This window comes from Taibaiella helva (assembly GCF_003545695.1).
Lineage (GTDB): Bacteria > Bacteroidota > Bacteroidia > Chitinophagales > Chitinophagaceae > Taibaiella > Taibaiella helva.
Genome location: NZ_QUZZ01000009.1, coordinates 73,512 through 98,830 on the forward strand (window position 1 = coordinate 73,512; position 25,319 = coordinate 98,830).

At 51.5% G+C, this 25,319-nt stretch carries 23 protein-coding genes; 6 read left to right on the forward strand and 17 right to left on the reverse strand.

Annotated elements, in window-relative coordinates:
- Window positions 1-14 precede the first annotated feature (14 nt).
- Window positions 15-1,283: a TolC family protein gene (locus DZC79_RS14925; protein WP_198666906.1), complete on the reverse strand. Its 1,269-nt coding sequence runs from the start codon at window positions 1,281-1,283 to the stop codon at window positions 15-17.
- Between the two features lie 146 nt (window positions 1,284-1,429).
- Complete coding sequence (locus tag DZC79_RS14930; RefSeq protein ID WP_118952406.1) at window positions 1,430-1,807, reverse strand: hypothetical protein; 378 nt, start codon at window positions 1,805-1,807, stop codon at window positions 1,430-1,432.
- 107 nt (window positions 1,808-1,914) lie between these two features.
- Between DZC79_RS14930 and DZC79_RS14935 the strand changes: the two genes are divergently transcribed.
- Window positions 1,915-3,279 (forward strand): polysaccharide deacetylase family protein, encoded by a 1,365-nt coding sequence (locus tag DZC79_RS14935; RefSeq protein WP_118952407.1) that lies wholly within the window; start codon window positions 1,915-1,917, stop codon window positions 3,277-3,279.
- 218 nt (window positions 3,280-3,497) lie between these two features.
- Complete coding sequence (locus DZC79_RS14940; RefSeq protein ID WP_118952408.1) at window positions 3,498-4,916, forward strand: T9SS type A sorting domain-containing protein; 1,419 nt, start codon at window positions 3,498-3,500, stop codon at window positions 4,914-4,916.
- Between the two features lie 88 nt (window positions 4,917-5,004).
- Here the strand turns inward: DZC79_RS14940 and DZC79_RS14945 are convergent, their stop codons facing one another.
- A complete protein-coding gene (locus tag DZC79_RS14945) occupies window positions 5,005-6,033 on the reverse strand; it encodes a hypothetical protein (protein WP_118952409.1) in 1,029 nt (342 codons plus the stop codon).
- A gap of 69 nt (window positions 6,034-6,102) precedes the next feature.
- On the opposite strand from DZC79_RS14945, the gene paaZ reads away from it, so the two are divergent.
- Window positions 6,103-8,157: a phenylacetic acid degradation bifunctional protein PaaZ gene (paaZ, locus tag DZC79_RS14950; protein ID WP_118952410.1), complete on the forward strand. Its 2,055-nt coding sequence runs from the start codon at window positions 6,103-6,105 to the stop codon at window positions 8,155-8,157.
- A 143-nt stretch (window positions 8,158-8,300) separates the two neighbouring features.
- On the opposite strand, the gene DZC79_RS14955 is transcribed toward paaZ, so the two are convergent.
- The 14 genes from DZC79_RS14955 to DZC79_RS15020 all read right to left on the reverse strand — a co-directional run bounded on the left by DZC79_RS14955 (window position 8,301) and on the right by DZC79_RS15020 (window position 22,131).
- A complete protein-coding gene (locus DZC79_RS14955) occupies window positions 8,301-9,290 on the reverse strand; it encodes an amidohydrolase family protein (RefSeq protein WP_118952411.1) in 990 nt (329 codons plus the stop codon).
- Between the two features lie 122 nt (window positions 9,291-9,412).
- Window positions 9,413-11,863, reverse strand: coding sequence for a cytochrome c biogenesis protein CcsA (ccsA, locus tag DZC79_RS14960; RefSeq protein WP_118952412.1), 2,451 nt, complete (start codon window positions 11,861-11,863; stop codon window positions 9,413-9,415).
- A gap of 63 nt (window positions 11,864-11,926) precedes the next feature.
- Window positions 11,927-12,334: a cytochrome c maturation protein CcmE domain-containing protein gene (locus DZC79_RS14965; RefSeq protein WP_118952413.1), complete on the reverse strand. Its 408-nt coding sequence runs from the start codon at window positions 12,332-12,334 to the stop codon at window positions 11,927-11,929.
- A gap of 183 nt (window positions 12,335-12,517) precedes the next feature.
- On the reverse strand, window positions 12,518-13,090 hold the full coding sequence (purN, locus tag DZC79_RS14970; RefSeq protein WP_118952414.1) for a phosphoribosylglycinamide formyltransferase: 573 nt from the start codon (window positions 13,088-13,090) through the stop codon (window positions 12,518-12,520).
- Between the two features lie 98 nt (window positions 13,091-13,188).
- A complete protein-coding gene (locus DZC79_RS14975; RefSeq protein ID WP_118952415.1) occupies window positions 13,189-13,809 on the reverse strand; it encodes an HD domain-containing protein in 621 nt (206 codons plus the stop codon).
- Window positions 13,810-13,862: 53 nt separating this feature from the next.
- Window positions 13,863-14,651 carry a DUF4197 domain-containing protein gene (locus DZC79_RS14980; protein WP_232831840.1) on the reverse strand — a complete coding sequence of 263 codons (789 nt, stop codon included), beginning with the start codon at window positions 14,649-14,651 and terminating at the stop codon, window positions 13,863-13,865.
- A 113-nt stretch (window positions 14,652-14,764) separates the two neighbouring features.
- On the reverse strand, window positions 14,765-15,229 hold the full coding sequence (gene bcp, locus DZC79_RS14985; RefSeq protein ID WP_118952416.1) for a thioredoxin-dependent thiol peroxidase: 465 nt from the start codon (window positions 15,227-15,229) through the stop codon (window positions 14,765-14,767).
- A 24-nt stretch (window positions 15,230-15,253) separates the two neighbouring features.
- A complete protein-coding gene (locus tag DZC79_RS14990; protein WP_118952417.1) occupies window positions 15,254-16,024 on the reverse strand; it encodes a TatD family hydrolase in 771 nt (256 codons plus the stop codon).
- 23 nt (window positions 16,025-16,047) lie between these two features.
- Window positions 16,048-16,350 carry a hypothetical protein gene (locus DZC79_RS14995; RefSeq protein ID WP_118952418.1) on the reverse strand — a complete coding sequence of 101 codons (303 nt, stop codon included), beginning with the start codon at window positions 16,348-16,350 and terminating at the stop codon, window positions 16,048-16,050.
- A 41-nt stretch (window positions 16,351-16,391) separates the two neighbouring features.
- The gene (gene fabG / locus DZC79_RS15000) at window positions 16,392-17,123 is read right to left on the reverse strand and encodes a 3-oxoacyl-ACP reductase FabG (protein WP_118952419.1); all 732 of its coding nucleotides are present in this window, start codon (window positions 17,121-17,123) and stop codon (window positions 16,392-16,394) included.
- A gap of 412 nt (window positions 17,124-17,535) precedes the next feature.
- Window positions 17,536-19,170, reverse strand: coding sequence for a tetratricopeptide repeat protein (locus DZC79_RS15005; protein ID WP_118952420.1), 1,635 nt, complete (start codon window positions 19,168-19,170; stop codon window positions 17,536-17,538).
- Window positions 19,171-19,280: 110 nt separating this feature from the next.
- Entirely contained in the window at window positions 19,281-20,183 is a 903-nt protein-coding gene (locus DZC79_RS15010) for a PstS family phosphate ABC transporter substrate-binding protein (protein WP_157977175.1), read from the reverse strand.
- Window positions 20,184-20,340: 157 nt separating this feature from the next.
- On the reverse strand, window positions 20,341-20,904 hold the full coding sequence (locus DZC79_RS15015; protein ID WP_118952422.1) for a DNA-3-methyladenine glycosylase I: 564 nt from the start codon (window positions 20,902-20,904) through the stop codon (window positions 20,341-20,343).
- Between the two features lie 33 nt (window positions 20,905-20,937).
- Window positions 20,938-22,131: a pyridoxal phosphate-dependent aminotransferase gene (locus DZC79_RS15020; RefSeq protein WP_118952423.1), complete on the reverse strand. Its 1,194-nt coding sequence runs from the start codon at window positions 22,129-22,131 to the stop codon at window positions 20,938-20,940.
- Between the two features lie 247 nt (window positions 22,132-22,378).
- On the opposite strand from DZC79_RS15020, the gene DZC79_RS15025 reads away from it, so the two are divergent.
- The 3 genes from DZC79_RS15025 (at window position 22,379) to DZC79_RS15040 (ending at window position 25,266) form a co-directional block, all read left to right on the forward strand.
- Window positions 22,379-23,431 (forward strand): T9SS type A sorting domain-containing protein, encoded by a 1,053-nt coding sequence (locus tag DZC79_RS15025; RefSeq protein ID WP_157977176.1) that lies wholly within the window; start codon window positions 22,379-22,381, stop codon window positions 23,429-23,431.
- A gap of 28 nt (window positions 23,432-23,459) precedes the next feature.
- Complete coding sequence (locus DZC79_RS15030) at window positions 23,460-24,539, forward strand: T9SS type A sorting domain-containing protein (RefSeq protein WP_118952425.1); 1,080 nt, start codon at window positions 23,460-23,462, stop codon at window positions 24,537-24,539.
- Between the two features lie 298 nt (window positions 24,540-24,837).
- Entirely contained in the window at window positions 24,838-25,266 is a 429-nt protein-coding gene (locus DZC79_RS15040) for an FKBP-type peptidyl-prolyl cis-trans isomerase (RefSeq protein ID WP_118952427.1), read from the forward strand.
- The last annotated feature ends 53 nt before the right edge of the window (window positions 25,267-25,319 follow it).

Here is a 25,319-nt window from a genome sequence, read left to right on the forward strand (position 1 = left end):
ATGTGTAGGGTGAATTATTCCGCTGCTTCGGCGAGCCGGGTCATCTTACCGGTTACATACAGCAGCTGTATATAGCTCTCGCTGTATTGCTGCAGCGTTTCGTAATACTGCTGCTGGGTTTCAAGCCAGCTGCGCTGCGCCTCCAGGAAGTCGACTATGGTGGTGCCGCCATGCAGGTAGGCATATTTGACATTATCAAGTATGGTTTGCGCCTGCTGCTGCAATTGAGCAAACTTCTGGGTGTTCTGCTTTTGTGTGTTGTAGCGCTTGTAGGCATTGTCTACTTCTGTGGCCACCTGCAGTTGCAGGGCATTCATCTGCTGTACGCTTTGCTCCTGCAGTATCTTCGCCTTTTTGATCTCGCCCTGGTTACGGCTGAAGAAAGGCAGGTCTATCGCAGCATATACACCCCAGTAAGGGATCGTGTTCTGCGGATTGTACAGCACACCCACGTCGGGAGTAGGATAGGCCAGGGCCTTTTGCAGGCGGCTGTTGCTGTTGGCCACATCGATATCGGCCCGGGCGGCGGCTACATCGGGACGCTCGTTAAGGGCATCGGCCATCAGGCTGTCGGCCGCCAGCGGAATATGCTGTGTAAAGCCATGGCCGGTGTCTACCGAAACGGCGGTTCCCATCCCGGTAAGGTAGGCCAGCTCGCGCAGGCTGTTGTTGTATTCCAGCAGGGCATTGCGTATCTGGATCTCGAACTGGCTGGCGAGCAATTGGGTCCGGGTAAGGTCGGTCTCGCTGATCACCTGTTTCTGCAGGCGGTATTTGTTGATGGATACCAGGCTGTCGAGATTGCTTTTGGCCTGGGACAGCAGGCTGAGCTGCTTGTTGCTGGTCCAGGCATGGAGCCACTTATCGGCGACATCGAGCAGCAGGTCCCGCTGCGATTGCTCGTATTGCTTCTGGCTCAGGACCTGGCTTTGCCGGGCAAAATCGATCTTGCCCTGGCGTTGTCCCGGCCATTGTATCGGTTTGTACAGCTGCCACTGGGTTTGACGGTTCAACCCGTTTGTCCATTCCGTATTCGGTGCAAAGTCCGATTTGCGGGTAAGGTTGATTGTCTGGTTGCTCAGGTTGAGGTTGGGTCTCAGCCTGGCCGTAACGATATCGGCGCCGGCGGCATCGATATTCATGCGTTGCGCTTTGAGGGTCGGGTTGTTGGCGATGGCCGCTTTCAGCGCATCCTGCAGCGACAGGTTGCTTTGGGCAAACACAACAGGGCCCGAAAGGAGGCCTGCAAGCAGGACCAGCCCTTTACGAATGCTGACTGTCATTGAAAGAACATTAAAGAAATGGAAAAGGAAACGGAGCTGAACGAAACGCGCTAATGGTAATTAAAATTACTCAATTAATATTAGAATAACCAAGCATGGTTTATGGCCAGGCTGCCAGGTGATTACACGCTGTTCTACGCGTAGATTCAGGCCTTGGGGGGAGGCGGGTTGATACTCTTGAAATACAGGAAATAGTAACCGGTAACCATAGCATAATGTACCAACGCCTCTTCGGGGCCGGCAGCAGGCCGAAGCTGCTGCTTTGTACTGACGACTATTTTACCGGGGAAGTATTTTTTGTGCGCCTTATGATGGCAATGGGTCTTACCCGCAGATCTACCTTTGTGCTGCAGGTGTATGCTGCCGGCTTCAAGATAATGCGCCGCTGTATTAACGAGGCTATGTTGTGTTGCCGCCGGATGCGTCTCATACTTCGCCGCACAAGCTGCCGCGTTCAGACCCAGGGCCTGAACCATAATGAGCAGCAGCAGCAGATGAGCGATCGTGTTGAAAAACCGGCGCATGCAAAGGACTTTAACGAGGGCGCAAAGGTATATTTCATTTGTTAATGACTGAGAGGCCTGGTAAAGCTTTAATAATTGCTTAACCAAAGGGCCGGGAAACCTTATCTTTGACCCGGACAAATACCATACCCGTGCCGTCGCCTTCCCTGCTCATTTATGCCCGCTTCGACAGTCCCCGCCTGCAATACGTGCTGCAATGGATCTTTGCCGAACAGATGGGTATCGCCTGGCGTGTAACCATGGACGCAGAAGCATGGAAGCGCTACGAGGGTCCCCGCATCAATTACAGCAGCACAACGCTGGTTGCAGATGCGTTGCAGATCATCCCTCATACCTTGCTGGCGGAAGATGATATACGGCCGCAGGCCCTGGCGGTGCAACGCTGGAAGCACAGCACCACCCTGTTCTACAATCATCCCGGCGCTACGGTTCCCTTTGATCTCTTCGCTGCTGTATTCTATCTCATCAGCCGCTACGAAGAATACCTGCCGCACCGGGAAGACCGGCATGGCCGCTATGAAGCGGGACAGTCGGCTGCAGCGCAATACGCTTTTCTTCAGGAACCTGTGGTGGATCAATGGATCGGGCAGCTGCGCCGGATACTGGTACAGCGGTTCGGGCTGGCCTTAGCAGTCCCGTCATTCCGTTTTCAGCCCACTTATGATGTTGATATCGCCTGGAAATACCGATACCGGGGAGCCAAGCATTACTGGGGCGGTATGGCCAGAGAGCTGCTGCAGCTCAAATGGGGCAGCGCGGCTTCGAGACTGGCTAAGGGCCTGGCCAAAGGAAAAGATCCTTATGATTGTTTCGACTGGCTGGATCAGCTGCATGAACATTACGGGGCCGATCCGGTCTACTTCTTCCTGGCCGGCTCGGGCAGCGCTTACGACCGCAATGTGCCGCCGGGCACACCGGCTATGCAGGACCTGATGCGCCGCACGGGCGGGCGCTATGCTGTTGGCGTACATCCTTCTTATTTGTCGCATAGCGATCAGCGTATTTTGTCTGAAGAAAAAGAAATCGTTGCTGCAGCTACCCGGCAGGAGATCACCCGCAGCCGCCAACATTATATCAAGTTCAGCTTACCCCTTACCTACCGTAATCTGGTACAAGCGGGCATTACCGACGATTACTCCATGGGCTATGCTGCCGCCAATGGTTTCCGCGCAGGCACTTCCAACAGCTTTCCCTGGTACGATCTTGAGTCTGCGGCAGTACAGCCGCTCCGTGTGCATCCCTTTGTCTTTATGGATGCCACCAGCCGGTTTTACCTGCACCATAAGCCCGCCGAAGCCATGGCAGAATGGGAACGGCTATGGTATTCCGTACAGCAGGCCGGCGGCATCTTTACCAGCATCATGCATAACCATCTCCTGGGACCTGCGAGGGAAAATAAGGGCTGGGCAGCCGTCTATCAACAAATGCTGGAGCGGATTATCAGCAGACCAGCCTCATCCCTGATCCAATAAGAAAACGAGGCGCGGTTTAAATACTCACCTGCGCTTATAGCCAGTGTGTATATCATGTTTTGTCAGGCGATACCCCGCATACCATCAATCAGTTTGCTCGTCTCCCCTCTGAAAGCAAAGCACTTTTCTTATTGTTTTATAAAAAAATAATATATGCGCTGTTTTAAATGCTGTGAAAAAACATTATATTGCAGGATAACCAAAATCAAACTATTTACATGAAGAAACTTTTTCTCCTCAGCAACCTGTTTGTCGCTGCTGTCGCATCTGCGCAGACAAACTATGAAACGTCGCTCAATGCACAATTGCCGCTCGATGGACAAGATGCCACGGTGTTCAGCCTGAACCCGAACACCAATTATGGCGACTATACCGACATTGCCATGTCGGCCTGGACCTATAACGGCATTCCCGCGATTCAAAGATCGCTTATCCGTTTCCCGTGGCTATCTGTACTGGCATCCGGCCACAGCCGCCGGCAGATCGTCAATTCGGTTGTGACCTTCGAGCCGATCAAGATCGTTTCTGCAACCTTATACATGAATGCCTTCCAGAGCGGGAGCGGCAATTGGGGCAGCAACTATTTTCCGGGAACACCTTTACCCAATCCCAATCCCTGCTACATCAAAAGGGTGCTATCGGGAAAAAATAATGCGGCCAACAGCTGGGTGGAAAATGTGGTGACCTGGAACAGCTCACAGGCGATGACTTATGAAGCGGCAGGCAACTGGGCAACCATACCGGTAACTTCCGACCGTTACAATGGCAATTTTACCGTGGATGTAACCGCAATGGTCCAGCGGATCGTTAATGAGCTGGTGGGTACCACCAATATCAATACCAGCATGGGTACCGTGGCTTTAATACCCGCCGATCCGCTGGCTAACAATGGCTTTATGCTGCAATTGCAGGACGAGACCTATTACCGCTCACAGTTCTATGGCTCAAGCGATGGAATGACGCATCAGAACACACCCCGTCTGAACATCACCTACCAGAATAATGAATTTTCCTGCGATGCGGGATTCGGCTACTTTCATCAAAGCATGAGCAACCCCTTCACGGTCCAGTTTGCACCGCTCGCAGGGCCCATGATCATCAATCCTCCAGGCCTGTACGAATGGTATATCGATAAGCCGCTGAATACAACGGCGCCTCCCGATGCCACTACCTGGTACCACTTCCAGACCTTTACGCCCGGAACCCATACGGCATGGCTGAAAAGGTACAGCTCTCCCGGCGTAGAATGCGCCCGTTCTGGACTGATCACCATCAATATGGATGCCAACGGCAGCTGGACCCAGACCCCCGAAAGGCCCGGCCCCGGATCTGTACCCGAATATGACATCAACAACCCCGACGATCCCTTGCTTCATATGAATATCCAGCCATTCGCGGTTAGTCCCAACCCCACACAAACAGACTGGACGGTGAGCGTATATGTACCCCAGGCGACCAAAGCCGAGGTGGCTGTGTACGATCTGTCGGGAAGGAAGATCTTTTCAGAAACAAGGCAGCTTGTCAGCGGAACGAACCAGTTCGTCGCACCGGCGAAGAACCTGCCTTCCGGTGTTTATTTTATGGAGCTGAAAGGAGAGAAGAACCTGAGCTTCAGGCAGAAGCTGGTTAAGAACTAGGCTTGGAATTCATCAGCGGAAAGTGGCAAGGGTACTATCCCTTGCCACTTTTTTATTTTGGGAATGAAGGACCAGCTATCTTGTAAGCTTACTGCAACCTTTCCGTACAGTTTCCTTTGCCCGTAGCCGGATCGAGACGCATACGGTACAGGGCATTGCCTTTCCTGTTGGAAGCGCTTTCCACCAGCGCGCCCACCAGGCCAAACATAATGGCGGCATTATCCGATTTCCGGATGCCATGGCCTACCTCGGGAAAATAGAAATCGCCATTGGTGTATTTCATCTCCATCAGGCCTTCCGAAGTGCCTTTGTACCATTTCTTACCATTGTACAGGGCATAGCAGCCAGACTTTTCAAGGCTGGCGCCTTTCTTTTTGCCCTCTCCCTTTTCATAAAAATAAGAGACATTGCGATCCCCTGTTGAATACTTCTTCTCAATAAATTCTGTGGCGCCCGGCATATTGTTGAGGAACTGATCGAAGGTATAATAGACTCCTGTCTTTGGTTCGCTGTTGTATATGGGGTAGGCCTTTCTTTCTGTGGCTATAGCGGCTTTGATCTCCTCCGGAGTAACGGCAGCGGCGCCTTCGGGAATCTTGTAATCAGACATCAGGAAGAGCCAATCCGTCATTTTACGGGCGGCCAGCCGTTTTACATTGCCGGTTACATCCCAGGCATTGGAGGTTTCAAAGAAAGAATCCACATGGGTAGCCAGCTGGTAGCGATCATTTTTGCCCAGGTAGAAATCCATACGGCCGTAAAAGGTACCCATCTCTCCTTGTATGGGCCGGTCGGCCATGGAGAAATCCCGTACCACGATCAGCAAAGTCTGATCGCCTTTAGCTGCCGCCTGTCCGGCTGTGATCTGCGCAAACTGTTCCAGCATGTGGTCGAAGCCGCCCGGTGTTACCTGGAAATTTTTCTTATTGAAAGGGCCATTGCGCAGGTAACCGATATCTTCCTTATTGGTGCGCATATCGATCACGCTGACCCGGTTAAATACGGTGTAATTTCTGATGGTGTCGAGCGGTGTCAGGCTGAATTCATCGTGACCGGCGGCACCGACGCGTAAGGCAAGCAGGACAAGGACTGCCTGCAGGCAGATAAGCTTTTTCATGGAAGGGATGGATTTAATAAATTAGCTGCAATATCTGTAAATTGCAGGCTCGCAAAAATAAGAAACGTTATGTCATTACCCCAATTGCGCAATTATGCCAACGGCAGGTGGGTTGCCGGAGAAGGCGAAGGAGAGATCCTGCACAATGCTATTACCGGCGAAGCGATCTACAGCGCCAGCAGCAAAGGTCTCGACTTCGGGGCTATGATGCAGTACGCCCGCAGCCAGGCGGGCCCCGTGCTTCGCAGAATGACCTTCCACGAACGTGGCCGCATGCTGAAAGCGCTGGCCATGTACCTGCTGGAAAGAAAAGAAAAATATTATACCATAAGCCGCTATACCGGCGCCACCCGCGCCGATAGCTGGGTCGATATTGAGGGCGGTATCGGCAACCTGTTTGCCAATGCCTCGCTGCGCCGCCAGTTTCCCAATGAAACCTTTTACGTAGATGGCGATCCCGCACTGCTGTCCAAAGGCGGCACCTTTATCGGCCACCACATTATGGTGCCCCGCCGTGGCGTCGCCATCCATATCAATGCCTTTAATTTCCCGGTATGGGGCATGCTGGAAAAGATCGCGGTGAACCTGCTGGCCGGCGTACCCGCAATCGTAAAGCCGGCGACCATTACCTCTTTCCTTACAGAAGCGGTAGTAGAGGATATCATTACTTCCGGCATACTGCCCGAAGGTGCGCTGCAGCTGATCTGTGGCTCGGCCCGCGGTATTCTCGACTTTGTTGAGAATGGCGATGTGGTGACTTTTACCGGCTCCGCCTCCACAGGTAAAATGCTGAAAGCCCATCCCCGCCTGATCGACGAAGCGGTACCCTTCAATATGGAAGCCGATTCGCTCAACTGTTGTGTGCTGGGCACCGATGTGAAGCCCGGCTCTGCCGAGTTCGATATCTTCATCAAAGAAGTTGCCCGCGAGATCACGACCAAGGCCGGTCAGAAATGTACCGCCATACGCCGTATTATCGTTCCCGAGCAAAGTGTGGAAGATGTGCAGATCGCCCTGGGCAAGCGCCTGGCAGGCACGCTCATCGGCGACCCTTCGGTCGAAGGTGTACGGATGGGCGCCCTGGCCGGGCAATCGCAAAAGAAAGAAGTGCTTGAGAAGATCGCTGAGCTGTCGCAGTACCAGCGCATCGTGATTGGCGATCCCGACAATTATGAGTTGCACGGCGCTGATAAAGCGAAAGGCGCTTTCCTGCCGCCCGTGGTCTTCTACAATGAAGATCCCTTCCGGAAGACAGCTTGCCACGAAATCGAAGCCTTCGGCCCGGTAAGTACCATTATGCCTTATGGTACGCTTGAAGAAGCGATCGAGCTGTCGCGCCTGGGCAAAGGTTCCCTCGTGAGCTCTATCGTGACTGCAGACGACAATATTGCCCGCGATTATGTGCTGGAGGCGGCTTCCATGCATGGCCGTATCCTGGTGCTCAACAGCGACTGCGCCAAAGAAAGCACTGGCCACGGCTCGCCCATGCCCCTGCTGGTTCATGGCGGCCCCGGCCGCGCCGGTGGAGGAGAAGAGATGGGCGGCAAGCGCGGTGTACTGCACTACCTGCAGCGTACTGCGATACAGGGATCGCCCACGACCATCTCCCGCATTACCAATGTGTACCAGCAGCACGGCAAGCAGAACGAGACAGAAATACATCCTTTCCGCAAATACTTCGAAGACCTGCAGGTCGGTGATACCGTTGTTACTGCCAAACATACGGTAACCGAGACCGACATCACCAACTTTGCCAATGTGAGCGGTGACAACTTCTACGCCCATATGGATGCGACTTCCCTGGAAGGTACCATCTTCGAGCGCCGCGTGGCGCATGGCTATTTTGTACTGTCCAAGGCCGCCGGCTTGTTTGTCGACGCGAAGAAGGGGCCGGTGTTGCTGAACTATGGTATCGACGAGGCCCGCTTTACCAAGCCCGTGTATCCCGGTGCAACCATCGGCGTAAGGCTTACGGTAAAGGAAAAAGCAGACCAGGAAAAGCGTTCGGAAGACGATATTGCCAAAGGCATAGTGAAATGGCTGGTGGATGTGTATGATGAAACCGGTGAAACGGTTGCCATTGCCACCATCCTTACCATGGTGAAGAAAAGAAATCAAGAGTAAGTGCTAAGCTAATCGGTTGGGATGAGCGATGGCTGACCTGAACGATCCGCGCTGAATTGCCTGCCTCATCATATGAATAACCGGAAAGCAAGACGCCGCCCCTTACAAAAGAGCGGCGTCTTTTATCATTAAGGCCTGCCTGATCAGATGCCGAGGAAAGCTTTTGCATTGCCATACAGAAGCTGGTCCCTTAGTACCGGGTCCTGTATATGCGCTTCGATCAGCTTTCCGGGGTGATGCTCGCCCAGGGGAAAGGGATAATCGCTGCCCATACAGATCTTGTCACCACCCATAATGTCGATGATAAAATCAAGTGCCTTGGGATCGTGTACCAGGGAGTCGATCCAGAACTTACCGATATAGTTGCGCGGGTTGATGGGGTTGTCGATTGCCACCAGGTCGGGGCGCACCGCAAAGCCATGCTCTATGCGGCCTATAGTCGCGGGGAAGCTGCCGCCGCCATGCGCAAAGGCTACTCTTAGCTTAGGGAATTTTTCAAACACACCACCGAAGATCATGGAGCAGATCGCCCTGGAGGTTTCGGCGGGCATACCTACCAGCCAGGGCAGCCAGTACTTCATCATATCGTTCTCGCCCATCATTTCCCAGGGATGTACGAAAATGCAGGCGCCCAAGGCCTCTGCGGCCTGCCAGAAAGGATGAAAGTAAGGGTCGCTGAGGTTGCGGCCATTGATGTTGGAGCCTATTTCGAGGCCGGGCATCCTCAGCTCTCTGACACAACGTTCCAGCTCCTGTATCGCCAGGTCGATATCCTGGAGCGGCACGGTACCCAGGCCGACATAACGGTCGGGGTATCGGGTTACGGCTTCTGCAATATGATCGTTGAAAAAACGGGAGCTCTCCAGCGCATGCTCTGGCCTGGCCCAGTAATTGAAGAGTACGGGGATCGTAGACAAGGCCTGCATCGTTACTTCAGTAGCATCCATTTCCTTAAGCCGTACTTCGGCATCCCAGCAATTGTGCTCGATCTCGCGGAATACTTTATCGCCCTTGATCATTTTGGCGCAGCAGGGCTTGTGGTGCTCCAGGGTAATGAAATCGCCGTAGCCGAACTTCTGGAACCAGTTCGGAATTTTCTCCGGCATAATATGAGTATGGATATCGATCTTCATAGCGCGTCAAAAGTATAACGCTATTTTTGATCCGGCAAAAAAAGAGAAGTCAAGTTTTTATATAAAAACTTGACTTCTCTTTTTTTGCCGGAGGATGCTCTCCACCCAAACGTATAATCTTTTTATTTTCTCCTCGCCCACCAGCTTACGAAGAAACCGATCACCATGACCACGATGCCGCCCCACAGCACACGGATGTAAGGGAATTCAATGGCCTTCAGCACGATCCAGTCGTCTTGCTGAGCTCTTTGGCGAATGCCCATCTCTACCGCGTTTTCTTCCGGCAGTATCTTGTTGATGCGGATATTGAGGCCGATGTCGCGCAGCGTATCTTCAACGGAAGAAGCTTCATTGCCCCGGATCACGTACAAGGGCGATACTGCGCCGATCTTACCTGTGGTCGTGTAAGCGGAGAGCTCGGCCTGCACGGCAATATCCCCGTTCTGTTTTTCATAGCTGCGGGTGATCCTGTTGTTGAGCCCTTCATAGACGAGGTAACCGTTGGCCAGGAAGACGCTGTCGCCCTTCTTCATCTTGAAGGGACGGTAGACGCTGGTATCCGATTTCGATTTCGGATCGCTCAGCGAGGTGATATAGGTAAATACGTCGTGCGACCAATAACCCTTGGAATCAGGATTGGCGCTCATGCCTTCCTGCCCTTTGGGATTGATATACGCTTCGGGGTGTAGGGTAAACGTTTCAACCACTTTGCCTGTATTGGGGTCGATGCGGTCGTAGCGCACCTTGTAATAGGTGAGTGGCGGATCGTTCTGCACTAAGGAATCGCCGAGATAGGTCACCAGGTACTTGCCCATAGGCACGGAGGTGTTACGGAAGATAAGCACGTTTTCCCGGCTTTCCTTTACATTTTCCTCAAAGGTTTTTTTGCCAAAATCCCAGTTCTGCATGGTGCTGGTGCGGTCGAGCGAGATCACCTTCTTTTTATAGCCCGACAGCAGGATTCCCAGCAGCATCAGGCCGAAGCCGATGTGGGTAATAGAGCCGCCGGCTTTGAGCAGCTTAAGCTTCTGTGTGGTGACCAGGTAAAGCAGGTTACCTGTCAGGGCATAGAAAATGGCGAAGGCAAATACCATGTACTGCACGTGCCTGATCTCCTGCAGCCATACCGTAAGCGCAGCCAGCACCAGGCTGATCAGCGCTGTTAAGCCGAGCTTTTTCCAGGCCGCCGCCATGCCGGTCTTCTTGTACTTGAGGAACTGTATGGCGCCGGTAAGCAGGGCGACGATAATGGCCGCCCATACCTGGATGCCATTGTAGTATTCCACAGGATTGATGGGTGGTGCGATATCGGTACCCGTAATTTTTTTATACAAAACACTCCACACCGGGAGCGAAGTCGCCATAATAATGTGGATGCAGGACAGCAGCAGGGCTATGGAGCCGATCAGCATCCAGAACTCGCGGGTATCCGCTTCTTCCTCTCCGGCCAGCCGCGGCATTTTTTTCCAGGAACGGATAATGAAATACAGGCTGATGGCCAGGTAAATGGCCATGGCGATAATGAGGTGCCAGTACAAAGCTTTGCCTTCGCCGGTAAAAGCGTGCACCGAAGTGTCGCCCAGGATGCCGGTACGGGTGAGGAAAGTCGAGTACCAGATCAGCATGAAGGTGAGGATAAAAAAGATCAGCGTGGTCTTGAGCGAGCGACCGGTGCTTTTATAGATCACCAGGGTATGCAGGCCGGCGATCAGGGTAAGCCAGGGTACCAGTGAAGCATTTTCAACGGGATCCCAGGCCCAGTAGCCGCCGAAGCTGAGCGATTCGTAAGCCCAGGCGCCACCCATCATAATGCCGGTGCCCAGCACGCCGCCGCCGATCAGGGTCCAGCGCAATGCGGGTTTTACCCAGGTCTTGTATTCCCCCTTCCACATTGCTGCGACGGCGTAGGCAAAGGGGATAAGCGTGAGCGCAAAGCCGAGGAACAGTACGGGCGGATGGATCACCATCCAGTAATTTTGCAGGGTTACATTCAGGCCATTACCATCTTTGATGAACTCCATGTAATTGGGCTGCGAAAAGATGGGCGCCTGGCTCATCTCGTGGCGCAGCAGGCTGAAAGGCGTGCTGCCGATCTTAATATCGGCGCCAAAATAAATACCGATCAGCATGGTGCACAGCACGGCTTGTACCAGGCAGACAATACTCATTACCCGGGTTTCCCATTGCTTGCCGGTGCGCAGCAGGACGAGGCCCAGTACGGCATGCCAGATGAGCCACAGCAGGAAGCTGCCTTCTGAGCCTTCCCAGAAGCAGGCCAGCAGGTATTTGACCTGCAGTCCCCTGGAGGAATGCTTGTAAGCATAATTGTATTCAAACAAGTGACCGGAAATAATATAGTACAGCGCAATGAAGATACCGGCCACAGATACCGCCTGGATGATAAAGCCCCAGCGTGCCATCCTTTTCCATACCGCTTCTTCGGCCTGCCCCTCCTTACGGGCTGCAAGCATATAGGAAAAGGCAGAAAAAAGCGAGGCAACAAAGGCGGCAACAACAAAGAAGTGCCCTAGCTGGCCCGGTAACAAATGTTCACCGATAAATTGCTGATCCAAGAGTAAAAGATTGTAACGATGGTAAGAATAAAAACGGCGTGCCTTGGCACGCCGGAAATTAAATTAAGATTCAGTGGCCGGCTGCTTCGCTACCGCGATCTGGTCGTTCTCGTATTTCGACGGACACTTCATTTGTATCTTGTTGCAGTGGAAATTACCATCCTTCATGAAGCCGGTCATCACCAGCTGTTCTGATTTTTCAAAGTCCTGCGGGCGGGAGCCGGCAAAGATCACCTTGTGTATGGCGCCCTTCTTGTCCTTGGCAAAAAAGACGAAGTTGTTCGGATCTTTTATGGGATCGTATTGCTGTGCCTGGTCCTTGTCCAGGTAGCCCACCACATGATAGGTATGCCCCGGTTTCTCGGAGGCGGAAGCAAAGGTCTCGTAGGTGCTGAACTTACCGAAAGAAGCCACCAGGATACCTATGGTAGCAGCAATCAGCACTAAGATGAGGATACTGGCTTTCTTCACAGGAATGCGCTTTTTGATTCGACCGCAAAGTTAAGGCTAAATTAAATCGGAAGCAGCGCCAATTTCCCTATCCACACGTTAATACAGCGGTGCATCAGCTTTGCCTATAGGCCTATTTGGCTGTAAAACATCGGCTTATATTTTTGCTCGTTCCGGGTTTGGTTACAGCATTTTATGCAGGGGTTATTCCGTGAGATTGTCCAGCAGAAATTCTATGGTACGGGGAAAGAAGTAGTGCTCCAGCTTGTGAATACGGGAAGCCAGGCTTTCATGCGTGTCTTCCGCTACCAGGGTGCAGCGGGCCTGCAGGATGGCGCCACCTTCGTCGTAATGCTCGTTGACATAATGAATAGTAATGCCGGATTCTTTTTCCCCCGCGGCTACAACGGCCTGGTGCACATGCTGTCCGTACATACCCTTACCGCCGTATTTAGGCAGCAGCGCCGGGTGAATGTTGATGATGCGTCCGGGAAAGGCTTGTACAACATTGTCCGGCACCTTCCACAAAAAGCCCGCAAGCACCAGCAGGGAAGGTGAATAGCTGCGGAGCTTTTCGACAAAGCCGGGATCCCTGAAAGCGTTCCTGTCGATCAGCTGTACCGGTATCTGGCGGGTCTTTGCAATATCCAGCACGCCTGCTTCCGGATTGTTACATACGATCAGCGCGATCCGGACTTTATCCGGGGACTGGAAGTAATCGAGAATGGCCTGTACATTGGACCCTTTTCCGGAAGCGAAGACAACAAGCTGGTGCATGATCGAGAAACAAGTAAGGGCAACGGGGCCCTGTATTTTTTGCGCAAAGGTATTATTTTAATGCCTACCCGGGCAATACCGGCTATCAGCCACAGGGCTTATTGCAGCAAAGCCAGCTCCCGCTCCAGGTTAAGCCTTGCCTGCTGCTCGTATAGGGTATGAAAATGCGGTGTTTTATAGATATGCGACATTCCCAGGAAATGGTTCAGCACCTTGATACGGCCGGGGATGTACAGCACATCGGGATAGACGATATACTCCTGCCGGATCTGCCGGTAATAGCTGTCGTATATTGCTGCCGGCTGTCCCAGGATGGAAAGGTCGGCATCGGCAAACAGCAGGGTGTCGGGATCGGAGCCGGCACGATGAGCCTTGGTTGCCAGGATATGCTGCCGGCAGCGCTCCGCACGCGTTGCGTCGAAACCCAATGCGGCAAGCCGGTTGACGGCCAGCAGGGCGCTTTGCTCTTCATTGTCCTGTCGCTGCACGGCATAGATAAGGTCGTGGTAGAAGATTGCATACAATAGCGTATCGTAGTCGTCGATCAGAGGCTTGCAGGGATCCAGTTCTCTGATGAGGTGCTCCAGGTGCGTGAGATTGTGGTAATACCTGTCGGGCAGGCTATACCCGGTCGCGATCTCCTGCCAGAGCTGTCCGCCCAGGTCTTCGTACCTGCCGCTGCGGGCAGTAAGCTCAATAAATACGGTATGCAGTTCCATGGCGATCTAAAAAAACCTGCCGTGTTTGCGGCAGGTTTTTCAAATAAGCAAGTTTATTGTTTCCCGAATACTTTCTGAAGCAGGCCGGTTACCTGTGAAGCAGGGTTGGTCCGGATCTTGGCTTCCTCATCGCCGATCGTCACAAAGAGGCCATTGAGGGCGCGCTCGGTTACATAACCGGTCAGATCGGGATTTACTTTGTTGGGCGATACCCGGTTGTAAGTAGAGAAAACGGTCTTCCAGATATCAGGAGCGCCTACTTTATTCAGGGATTTCTGGATTACCGGTGTAAAAGCGGCGGTAAGCGCGGAAGTGGTTTTGGTCTTCAGGAAATTGGTAGCAGCATTGTTGCCTCCCCGCAGGATATTGAGACCGTCCTGTATGGTGATAGAGGTAATGGCGTTGATAAAAATAGGCGCGGCCTGCTTGGCTGCATCTTCGGCGGCACGGTTCATCGACAGGATGGCTTTGTCCACTACCGATCCCATACCAATGGAGCGGAGGGTCTTTTCTACCTGCTGGGCTTCTTTGGGCAGCAGGATCTTGATCATAGCGTTCTTAAAAAAGCCGTCTGTAGCCGAAAGGCGGCTACCGGCATTCTGTGCGCCTATTTTCAGGGCTTCTTTCAGGCCGCTGGCAATATCGGTATTGCTCAATCCGCTGCCCAGCATGCTGTTGCTGCCGGTGTTGCTGTTGCGGTTATTGCTGTTCTGGTTTTGCTGGCTGCTGTTGCCGCTGCCTTTCACAGCATTGAAGATATCCTCAAGGCTTTGTGCGCGGGCTGCCGGCATCGTCATGCCCAAAAGGGCGGTAAAACAAAGGGGGGCGATCAGCTTTTTCATTTTGATTGTTTTTATGACTTGAACAAAGATACGATGGGAAAGCGGCGTGTCCGTCGACCGGTGCCGTCTTTATTGGACTTTTTCATGGGTGCCGGGTTTAGCCCTGCCCTGCATTATTTCCAGCGCTCCAATATCTGCGTGGTATGCTCCTTACTTTTTACCGTATCAATGATGTGCTCGATCACGCCCTTGCCATTGATCAGGAAAGTAACGCGATGTGTGCCCATAAACTCCCTTCCCATAAATTTCTTCAGCCCCCATACGCCGTAAGCTTCTACTATCTTTCGTTCCGGGTCGGCGAGCAGCACAAAGGGCAGGTCAAACTTCTGCTCAAACTTTTTGTGGCTCTTCTCGCTATCGATGCTTACACCTACTACTGCAATGCCGGCTTTTTGCAGCGCTGCGTAATTGTCGCGCAGGTTACAGGCTTCGGTCGTGCAGGTCGGCGTGTTGTCCTTAGGATAAAAGAACAGGGCCAGCTTCTTTCCTTTAAAGTCTTTCAGGCTGACGGTATTCCCATTCTGATCATTTGCTTTAAAATCGGGTGCTTTGCCGCCTTCCTTCAATGTCGTGCTCATGCTTGCTGTTACAGGTTAAAAAGGTTACCCGAAGATACGCCGGGCGTTTTCGGTTGTTGCTGCAGCCACTGCTTCCACACTACAGTTCTTGATCGCTGCAATTTTTGTGCCAATTAAAGGAATATAGGCGCTTTCATTCCGCTTGCCCCGGTAGGGCACGGGCGCCAGGTAGGGTGCGTCGGTCTCCAGCACGATGTGTTCCAGCGGGATTTGCTCCAGCACTTCCGGCAAATTGCTTTTGGCAAAAGTAGCTACACCGCCGATACCAAGGTAAAAGCCCAGGTCGATGATCTCGCGGGCCTCTTCCATCGTGCCGCCGAAGCAGTGAAAAATGCCACGCAGCTTACCGTTCTGCCGGGCACGCACCATGTCGATGCCGTCGCGCATCGATTCCCGGGTATGGATCACGATAGGAAGGTTGAGCGAAAGGGCCCAGTCCATCTGGGTATTAAAGGCCTCTTTTTGCTCCGCGACAAAACTCTTGTCCCAATAATAATCGAGGCCGATCTCTCCCACCGCGGCAAAGCGCTCTTTGTGCAGCCAGGACTCGGCGATCGCCAGCTCTTCTTTATAATTCTCCTTGATATAGCAGGGATGGATGCCCATCATAGGGAAGCAGTGCTCCGGCCATTTTGTGGCCATAGCCATCATCGGCTCAATCGTTCCGCTGTCGCAATTAGGCAGATACAGCCGGTTCACACCGGCCTCCAGGCAACGCCCGATGACGGCTTCCCGGTCCTGGTCAAAACGGCCATCGTAAAGGTGGGTATGGGTATCTATAAAAACAGGTATCATGTCTCTTGGTATTCCTCCGGCAATCAGTAGCTGTCGGGATTGTCTTTACCTATATTGTTCATCCAGTCGTCCATCGTGTTGCGATCGGGTAGTGCCTGTGCTTTTTGTTGCAGGGCAATAGCACCAAGGATAGCGCAAAGCAGACCGCTAAGCACAGCTACGATAACTGTAGCCCCGAAGGCTGCCGAAATCACGGCACCGGCAATTTCCAGGCCAAACCAGGCCAGCACCACCCATAGCTGCCATATGCCGGCACGATATCCCTTAGGAGCAACGATACCCTTTATTCTCCGGCAGAGATAGATCAGTAAAATAATTTCCAGCATATTCTGTATTGATTTATCAATGAAGCCAGCTTCCTTAATGATCAGGTATATAAACCGCCATTAATGGAAATCACCTGGCCAGTAATGTAGCCTGCCTGCCTGCTGGCGAGAAAGCCTGCCAGGTCAGCCACTTCTTCGGCTTCGCCGAAACGTTTCATAGGAATAAGGCTGGTAAGCTCTTTTTCGTTCAGCTCTTCGGTCATATCGGTCTTAACAAAGCCCGGAGCGATCGCATTCACCGTGATATTCCTTTTGGCGACCTCCTGGGCCAGTGCTTTCGTGGCCCCGATCATACCGGCTTTAGCGGCAGAATAATTGACCTGGCCGGGCATGCCTTTCAGTCCGCTCAGCGATACGATATTGATGATACGGCCATAGCGATTCATCAGCATGGGATTCATCAGCTGCTTGGTGATGTTGAACATGCCTTGCAGGCTGGTATCCAGCACAGAGTGCCATTGATCGTCGTTCATAAAGGCCAGCAGGGCATCCTGCCTGATGCCGGCGTTATTGATCAGCACTTCGATAACACAATCCTTATTGTTTTCCTGCCATTGACCCAGTACGGCTTCTACTTCTTTTTTGTCGGCTACGTCGAAGGGAAGCAATACCGCTTCCTGACCTTCCGCTTTTACCAGGCTGGCTGTTTCTTCGGCGGCAACCCTGTTCCCTTTATAATTGATCAGAACCGGGTAGCCCATGGCGGCCAGCTTTACGCAAATGGCCCTGCCTATACCCCGGGAGCCACCGGTAACCAGTGCATATGATTGCATAGCTTGATTTTGAAAATACCGGCAAATTTACCGTTTTAAGAAGCAATCGTGAAATTATATCTCACGGGCGATTCATCAGGAGGAAGTAATACATATCATTTGCCGAAGGCATTTTGAGCGAGACGTTGCAGTGCAACGTCTCCACAAGGGGCCACATCCATCGTATCATTTATATACGGGTACAGACGTAGCAGTGCTACGTCTGTACAAGGGGCATTTCAATGGTATAGAGAGCCGCCGCTTTCGTCTCTGTTGTTCGTAGCCTTATATATCTAGGTGTATTTACGAGTGGAGACGTTGCAGCGCAATGTCTGTACAAGTAAAGGGGTGCAGCGCCTGGCAGGCTATTTCACAAAAAAGAGCTGTCCCCTCTTGAAAGGACAGCTCTTCCGCTAAAAGTGACGCGTATCTCCTATTTGCGGCCGGCGCTTTTGCCACCGCCAGCAGGCTTGGCATTTTTCTGTTTCGTATAGTAATCTTTAACCTGGTTGGCGAAAGTGTTCGATGGCTCGATCTCCAAGATCTTGTTCACATACTCCATCGCGTCCTTCTCGTTATTGGTATTGTAATAATAGAAGGCCATATATTGATAGGCTTTCATCAGGTCGGCCTGCTTGTGCTCGTAATTGTTCTTGTTGAAGGCTATCCAATCTTTGTAAGGTTGTATAGCGCCACCGGTCTTGGCTTCGTCATCAACTGCAGCGGCAACATTAGCGATCCACAGGTAGGCGGAGCCTTCATCAGGATATTTTGTTTTCAACCCGTTAAAGGCTTTGGCGGCAGTCGTGTAATCTTTAGCATAGTAAGCTCCATAACCCCAATAGAAGTAATCCAGTGCGGGTGCTTCCGGGTTGCTTGCGATGATCTTACCATACCAGATACCGGCCTTGCCATATTCCTTGGCATCCTTAAAGCCTTCAGCAATTTTACGGTACATTTCGCTTTTATCCTTTGAAGTATCGGCAGTTACGACTTTATTGAAGTAAAAGTCGGCGCTGTCGTTGTACATCTTGGCATGAACAGAATCCACACCAGCCATAGCGCTCATGATTTTTCCACTGTAGATATAATCGTCGGGGATGATCTTGGCAGGATCCTGCTTGCTGTAGAACGTGCGCATATTATCCAGGGCTTTCTGATAATCCTTGGTTTCGTAGGCGCTGTAAGCGATCAGGCGGTACATATAAGTCTTCTGTACACCTTTGCCGATCAGCTCCTGGATCTTGGCCTGGGCTTCAGGGTATTTTTTAGACAGGAACAGCAGGTTGGCATAAGTGATCTGGTCGTCGATAGATTTATCGGACAGCTCCAGGAACTTTTCAATATTGGTCAAAGCCATATCGTACTTACCGGCACGCTGATAAGCATCGGCCAGGGACTTATAAGGCAGCGGGTTGGACGGATCGGCGTCTTTAGCCTGACCATAGCTTTTCAGCGCTGCATCATAGTTGTGCGCCTGGTACCACAGGTCGCCTATTTTGGAATAGGCCAGGGAATTGTTGGTGCCTTTTTCTACAGCTTTATCGTAGTTGTTCATGGCTTCGCCGCCGCCGCCGCTCAGCTTCAGGTAAGCATCGCCCAGGCCGATAAACGTAGAGGCATCACCACCGCTGATCTCGATCGCTTTTTTATACCATGCGATCGCATCATTCGCGTTGCCACCTTTTGTATAGGTAATGGCGTCGGCTGCCGCCTTATATTTTTCCCACTCTTTCTTTTTGGCTTTATCGACAATCGCCATCAGTATTTTGGAAGCCTCGTCTTTCTTTCCTTCATCAAACAGCACACGGGCCATGCCGGCCTGGTTGTAGAAGTCATCAGGATATTTGGCAAAAATAGTACGGGCGGCAGCAGCGTTTTCCAGCTCCAGCTCGGAAATGCCTAAATTATAGTTGGCCAGCGGGTCTTTTGCCGCCAGAGGTTCCAGAGCTTTTTTTGCACTTTCAAAGCGGCCGTAGCTGATCATTTTTGCGCCGTCCTGAACAGACTGTGCGTTTACGTTAAAAGCAAAGGCTGTCGCCACTGCTATCGCAATTAACTTGTTCATTGTTGTTCTGATATTTATTGTGGAGTAGTTTTTCGCTTATGATTAAAGTTTAAAATAATTTAAAGGACGACAGGCTATAAAAACAGCGCAGCCGCTATATTGTTTGCCTGTTATTTGATTTCTGCTTCTCTTAGACGCAGCGGCACCCTTAAAGGTACTAAACGTGCTTTCAGAAAAATTAATTGCCCGGCCTGGTTGCTGAGGAAATTAGCAAACCCGGCGCCCAATCCGTTCCAGGTATCTCTTGTAATAAAATACATGGTGCGGCGCAGCGGGTATTTCTTCTGTGCGATCCAGGCCTGGTAGGGCTGGTAAAAGCCGGTAACCGAGGTATCGTCTTCATTTTTAAGGGAGGCTACCCTGATGTTTTTCCTGAAGGCGCCTGCCGGATCGGTGCTGTTCTCGTCATAAACGTGGCTTACGCCGACAAAACCGATAGCATGCTCATTTTTAGCTACATAATCAATCAGGGAGTCGTTATTCCGCACTGCATAGACATTAGACGGTAATTGTTGCCCGGGGATTAATGAGTCGAGCATATATCTTACTGTACCCGACTGGGCATTGTCGAAGACCACGGTATAAGGGCGTGCAAATTTTCCCAGCAGGATCTGCTTCAGCTGTCCGAGGGTCATAAAGCTGTCGGGAGAAGCAGGGTTGACCACAACCGCGATCGCATCCATGGCGATGCCCAATGACTTAAAACCGATATCGTTGTTTTGATAGGCCGTTTTCTCCGCAGGAGTAAGGTCGCGGGATACCACGATCAGCCGGGCGCTGTCTTTGTACAGGTCCTCAAAGCATTCTTTTTCCGTTTTGAATGCAGCGGTAATGTGGGCTTCGGGGTAGGAAGAGTCGAAAACATGGAGTTCCTGGTTCAATACCGGCATAAAGCTTTCATCCACGGCAATCTTGATATTGCCCCGTGTGGAAGTTTCCTTTTGCTCGGCAGGCTTGTTGTTTCCATTACAGGACCAGAGTCCCGATGCGACAGCCACTGCTACTACGCCCAAACTAAAATATCTACGCAACCGCATAACTGCAATAATACAGGTTATTTAAAAAAGTTGAAAAAAGTCGGATAAAGGTGTAACAATAAATTAACTTTGATTATTAACAAGTTGTAAAGGTTGCTTTCTTTAAGACGACCTTTTCCCGGTATTCCATAAACTATTGCCGGCGGTAGCAGGAACAGGTGGTCAAATGGTCGTTGATCATCCCGGCGGCCTGCATAAAAGCGTAACAAATGGTGCTGCCCACAAACTTGAATCCCCTGCTGCGCAGGTCGAGACTCATCGCATCCGACTCCGGGCTGGTGGCCGGGATCTCACCCGTCTCTTTCCGCTTGCCGTCCAGCGTTTTACCACCGGTGAACTGCCACACATATGCTGCGAAGGAGCTGAATTCCTTCTGCACTTTCAGTAACATCTGTGCATTGGTAATGCTTCCTTTAATCTTCAGCCGGTTGCGTATAATGCCGGTATCCTGCATCAGTTCTTCCAGCCTGGCTTCATCAAAACGAGCTACCTTTTTATAATCGAAGGCAGCAAAGGCCTTGCGAAATGCTTCCCGTTTATGAAGCACTGTTTTCCAGCTTAAGCCTGCCTGAAATGCGTCCAGCACCAGGAATTCGAACAGCTTACGGTCGTCGTGCACCGGTACGCCCCACTCTTCGTCGTGGTACCGGATCATCAGCGGGTCGTCGCCCGGCCAGGTACAGTTTTTCCGGGCCATATTCCTTTGCTTGGGCGCTGCAGGGCGGCGCAGTTATTGATTACTATAGGCTTTCAGGGCTGCTTCGAGGCAATCCATGGCCTTATTGATCGCTTCTTCGTTCAGCACGTAGGCGAGGCGTACTTCATCCTTGCCCAGTCCGGGAGTGGCATAGAAGCCGCTGGCCGGTGCCATCATTACCGTAGCCCCTTCATGTTCGAAGGATTCGAGCAGCCATTGACAAAAACGTTCGCTGCTGTCTACCGGCAGCTTCGCCATAGCGTAGAAGGCGCCGCCGGGATTGGGGCAGGTCACGCCGTCCATGGCCTGCAGTCTTTTCACCAGCAGGTCGCGGCGGGAAGCATATTCGGTCAGTACCGTATCGAAATAATTATCGGGCAGGTCGCAGGCCGCTTCGCCCAGTATTTGCTCGAAAGTGGGCGGGCTGAGGCGGGCTTGTGCAAATTTCAACACCGCGGTCAGCACCGCTTCGTTGCGGGTAACCAGTGCGCCGATACGGGCGCCGCAGGCGCTGTAGCGCTTCGAAATCGTATCCATCAGCACCGCATGCTGCTCCAGCCCTTCCAGCTGAAGAGCCGAAGTATGGGTCTGTCCGTCGTAGCAGAACTCGCGGTAAGCTTCATCGCTGAAGAGGAAAAGATCGTGCTTCAGGCAGATGTTACGCAGCACTTCCAGCTCGGCTTTACTGTACAGGTAGCCGGTAGGGTTGTTGGGATTACAGATCAGGATTGCCCTGGTGCGCGGCGTTACGGCCTTCTCGAATGCCTCGATGGGCGGCAGGGCAAAATTCTCTTCTATAGTTGAGTTTATAGGAACCACTTTAATGGCGGCCGATACGGCAAAACCATTATAGTTGGCGTAAAAGGGCTCGGGTATAATGACCTCGTCGCCGGGATTGAGGCAGCTCATCAGCGCAAAGGAAATGGCTTCGGAACCACCCGTGGTTACAATGATCTGGTTGGCATTTACGTTCACACCGCGTTTGGCATAGTAGCCGGCCAGCTTCTGGCGGTAGCTTTCAAAGCCCTGGCTGGGGCTGTATTCGAGCACTCTGACATTGGCCTGGTGCACTGCTTCGATAATAGAAGGAGGCGTTTCGATATCCGGCTGACCAATATTGAGGTGATATACTTTAAGGCCTTTTTTCTTTGCCGCGTCGGCATAAGGCGTAAGCTTGCGAATAGGAGAGGGCGGCATCTGCACGCCGCGTTCGGAAATGGTTGGCATGGCGCAAAAGTAGGTATTTTGCCTAAATAGGTTCGCTATTATTCGGTTGTCCGCTGCAACGATACTGCCTTTCCGTCGGGCGACCGGGTATACCACAGGAGATGATGGGCGATTGCCGCTCCCGGAATTGTCATGGTTATGTCATTTTCCTGCACGAATGGGAAACGCACTTTAAATGATTAGTATTTTCCATGAGGAATACCGTCTATGCTATAAATCCTCATCCGAAAATCTAAAATCTGCACCTATGAAAAAACAGCTACTTATTTTGGTCTTTCTCATTCTTGTTTTTCGTGCCGGGAGCTATGCCCAGGGCACATTTGCGCCAGTGGGCGCGGAATGGTGGTATGGAGGCGACTGCTTTGACTATGAATCCTGGGGCGACTCGGGAATATGGTGGGCCGATCACATGCAGTCGGTGAAAGACACCACAGTATTGAATAAGCCAGCCCGGATGCTGACCGCCACCCGTTATCAGCAGTACGCTTCCAGTAGCATCATGATCGGCAAGCGGGATACCTTTTATATTTACAACACCGCCGATACGGTATTTGTCTACGATGCAGTGGTCGCTGAGTATACACCGCTTTATATCTTCAATGTTTCGGTGGGCGATACCCTATGTCTTCGTCAACCCAATTCTACATTGTCCAGCTCATCAGCCATTGAGCCTGAGTTTTGTATCATTATCGATTCAATAAAGACTGAAGACTATAGTGGAGAGCAGCTGATATCGTATTACAATCACACCATAACAGCCGATAATGCGACTGGAGCGCTTAGCTGGGGGGAGCGTCAGTATGTTAGCCAAACGGCACCGTATTTTAGGTATGTCGGTAAATACACCGAGAAAATAGGTGGTAACTGGCTGAAAATAGGTAGCTTTTTCCCGGAGAGCATGGGAATCGTTTCAGATTATAGTAAACAAATAGGCTTTCCTAGCGGAACATTGCGCTGCTATACAGATTCCGCTACAACGATCAAGATGGTATCAGAGGCCTGCGACACTATCGTTGTCAATCCGTTGAGCCTTCCCAAGCTGGCAAAAGCAACATACCAGGTCTCCGTATTCCCCAATCCCTCCTCCGGAACCTTCCGGCTCACCGTAGCCGAACCGTTGAAAGAGACCTTGTTACTGCAGGTTACCGACCTGAGCGGAAAGGTTCTCTATTCTTCACAGCTCGCTGCCGGTAAAACCGGGCTCAGCCTCGAATTGGCCACACTGACCACAGGGACTTACCTGCTGGTGTTGCAGGCCAAAGCGCAGCGCTATTACCAAAAGCTGGTCATCAGCCGTTAATCACTTCATCTAAATCAATCCTCTTGTCATGAAAAAACATTTACTATTTGCTGTTTTGGTGCTCTTGTTGGCGCGCCCGACCAGCTATGCCCAGGGCACATTTGCGCCGGTAGGCGCCGAATGGTGGTATGGAGGCGACTGTTATAACTATGACTATTGGTGTGAATTAGGAATAACAGTGGCCGGATCCAAGGGCTGGACTGATCACATGCAATCGGTAAAAGATACCACTATACTGGGTAAACAGGCCCGGATGCTGGCGGCCACGAGGTATCAGAGGTCTACTGCCACCAATACTGTCTTAATTAGTAAACGGGATACTTTTTATGTGTATAACACCAAAGACACCGTCTTCGCTTACGACAAAGTGATCAGCGATTTTACAGCACTCTATGTTTTTAATGTTGCTGTAGGGGATACTGTTTGCCTGCGTCAGCCCAATTCGTCATTGAACGCTTCAAATCCTTCGGATATTGGTCCTGGGTTCTGTATTATTATTGATTCGATAAAGCTGGAGAATTACGGCGGTGAGCAATTGCGATCTTACTACAACCATACTATAGTTGATAGCGGCAAGCTATCTCTTAATTGGGGTGTGGGCCAGTATTTTGAAGACGAGGCACCCGGATACAAATGGAAAAATATTGGCAAATACACCGAAAAGATTGGTGGTAATTGGAAGGGGGCAGGAAGTTTTTTCCCGGAAAAGGCACTACAGAATCCCGACTATTACAAAGTGATCGGCTTCCCCACTGGGACCTTTCGTTGCTATAAAGATACCGGTGTAAACATTAAAATGACTTCAGCAGCCTGCGACACCGTTATTGTCCCGTTGAGCATTCCCCGGCTGGCGGCGTCACAATACCATATTTCTGTATTTCCCAACCCTTCCTCCGGAACCTTTCGGCTCTCGGTACCCGAGCCGCTGAAAGCGACGCTGGACCTGCAGGTAGCCGACTTGAGCGGCAGGATACTGTATAGAACTCAGTTACTTGCGGGGAAAACCGACCTCAGCCTTGATCTGGGTACACTGACCACAGGGACTTACCTGCTGGTGTTGCAGGCCAAAGCGCAGCGCTATTACCAGAAATTGGTCATCAGCCATTAATCATGTCACCTAATGCATCTCTTACCATGAAGAAACATTTATTGCTTGCCACATTGCCTCTCCTGTTGAGGCACCTGCGGGCAACGTGCAGGGTAGCTTCGCTCTGATGGAGGCTGAAGAGTGTTACGCCGAACAAACATTTCCAAATTGTCAAAAATTTAATTGACACGCAAAAGCCTTGATTTACCCACTTTGCAGCCTTGTACGGGTGTAACATATAGCCTTCTTTTGTCTTTCTCGGTGAGAAAGGGTAAATTGCAGGCTCTTATAATTTTTAATTCCCTCAAAAAAGGATTTTATGTCGACAGTAAAAGCGGGTGATACCGTAAATGTGCATTACCATGGAAGATTAACAGACGGAACTACCTTTGACAGTTCGGAAGGACGGGCTCCGCTGCAGTTTACTGTAGGCGAAGGACAAGTGATCAAAGGCTTCGACGATGCGCTTATCGATATGAAGGTAGGCGATAAGAAGACTGTTAATATCCCTGTAGATGAGGCCTACGGGCCCGCTATGGATGAAAATTTCATCGAATTCCCCAAAACAGAGTTCCCCCCGGATATAAAACCGGAAGTAGGCGCCCAGCTGCACCTCAGCGATAACCAGGGCCGCCATTTCCCTGTTGTAGTGGCCGAAGTGAAAGAGGAGAGCGTGGTGCTGGATGCCAACCATCCCCTGGCCGGCAAGGACCTGGTGTTCGAGATCGAGCTTGTGAGCATCGGCTAATCTGATAAAATAACGCTTCTTTAAAACCCTGCAGGGATCGTCCGGCAGGGTTT

Coding starts and splice junctions, on each gene's coding strand:
- DZC79_RS14925 (WP_198666906.1), bottom strand. CDS start 1,283: ATGACAGTCAGCATTCGTAAAGGGCTGGTCCTGCTTGCAGGCCTCCTT.
- DZC79_RS14930 (WP_118952406.1), bottom strand. CDS start 1,807: ATGCGCCGGTTTTTCAACACGATCGCTCATCTGCTGCTGCTGCTCATT.
- DZC79_RS14940 (WP_118952408.1), top strand. CDS start 3,498: ATGAAGAAACTTTTTCTCCTCAGCAACCTGTTTGTCGCTGCTGTCGCA.
- DZC79_RS14945 (WP_118952409.1), bottom strand. CDS start 6,033: ATGAAAAAGCTTATCTGCCTGCAGGCAGTCCTTGTCCTGCTTGCCTTA.
- paaZ (WP_118952410.1), top strand. CDS start 6,103: ATGTCATTACCCCAATTGCGCAATTATGCCAACGGCAGGTGGGTTGCC.
- DZC79_RS14955 (WP_118952411.1), bottom strand. CDS start 9,290: ATGAAGATCGATATCCATACTCATATTATGCCGGAGAAAATTCCGAAC.
- purN (WP_118952414.1), bottom strand. CDS start 13,090: ATGCACCAGCTTGTTGTCTTCGCTTCCGGAAAAGGGTCCAATGTACAG.
- DZC79_RS14975 (WP_118952415.1), bottom strand. CDS start 13,809: ATGGAACTGCATACCGTATTTATTGAGCTTACTGCCCGCAGCGGCAGG.
- DZC79_RS14980 (WP_232831840.1), bottom strand. CDS start 14,651: ATGAAAAAGCTGATCGCCCCCCTTTGTTTTACCGCCCTTTTGGGCATG.
- bcp (WP_118952416.1), bottom strand. CDS start 15,229: ATGAGCACGACATTGAAGGAAGGCGGCAAAGCACCCGATTTTAAAGCA.
- DZC79_RS14990 (WP_118952417.1), bottom strand. CDS start 16,024: ATGATACCTGTTTTTATAGATACCCATACCCACCTTTACGATGGCCGT.
- DZC79_RS14995 (WP_118952418.1), bottom strand. CDS start 16,350: ATGCTGGAAATTATTTTACTGATCTATCTCTGCCGGAGAATAAAGGGT.
- fabG (WP_118952419.1), bottom strand. CDS start 17,123: ATGCAATCATATGCACTGGTTACCGGTGGCTCCCGGGGTATAGGCAGG.
- DZC79_RS15005 (WP_118952420.1), bottom strand. CDS start 19,170: ATGAACAAGTTAATTGCGATAGCAGTGGCGACAGCCTTTGCTTTTAAC.
- DZC79_RS15015 (WP_118952422.1), bottom strand. CDS start 20,904: ATGGCCCGGAAAAACTGTACCTGGCCGGGCGACGACCCGCTGATGATC.
- DZC79_RS15020 (WP_118952423.1), bottom strand. CDS start 22,131: ATGCCAACCATTTCCGAACGCGGCGTGCAGATGCCGCCCTCTCCTATT.
- DZC79_RS15025 (WP_157977176.1), top strand. CDS start 22,379: ATGAAAAAACAGCTACTTATTTTGGTCTTTCTCATTCTTGTTTTTCGT.
- DZC79_RS15030 (WP_118952425.1), top strand. CDS start 23,460: ATGAAAAAACATTTACTATTTGCTGTTTTGGTGCTCTTGTTGGCGCGC.
- DZC79_RS15040 (WP_118952427.1), top strand. CDS start 24,838: ATGTCGACAGTAAAAGCGGGTGATACCGTAAATGTGCATTACCATGGA.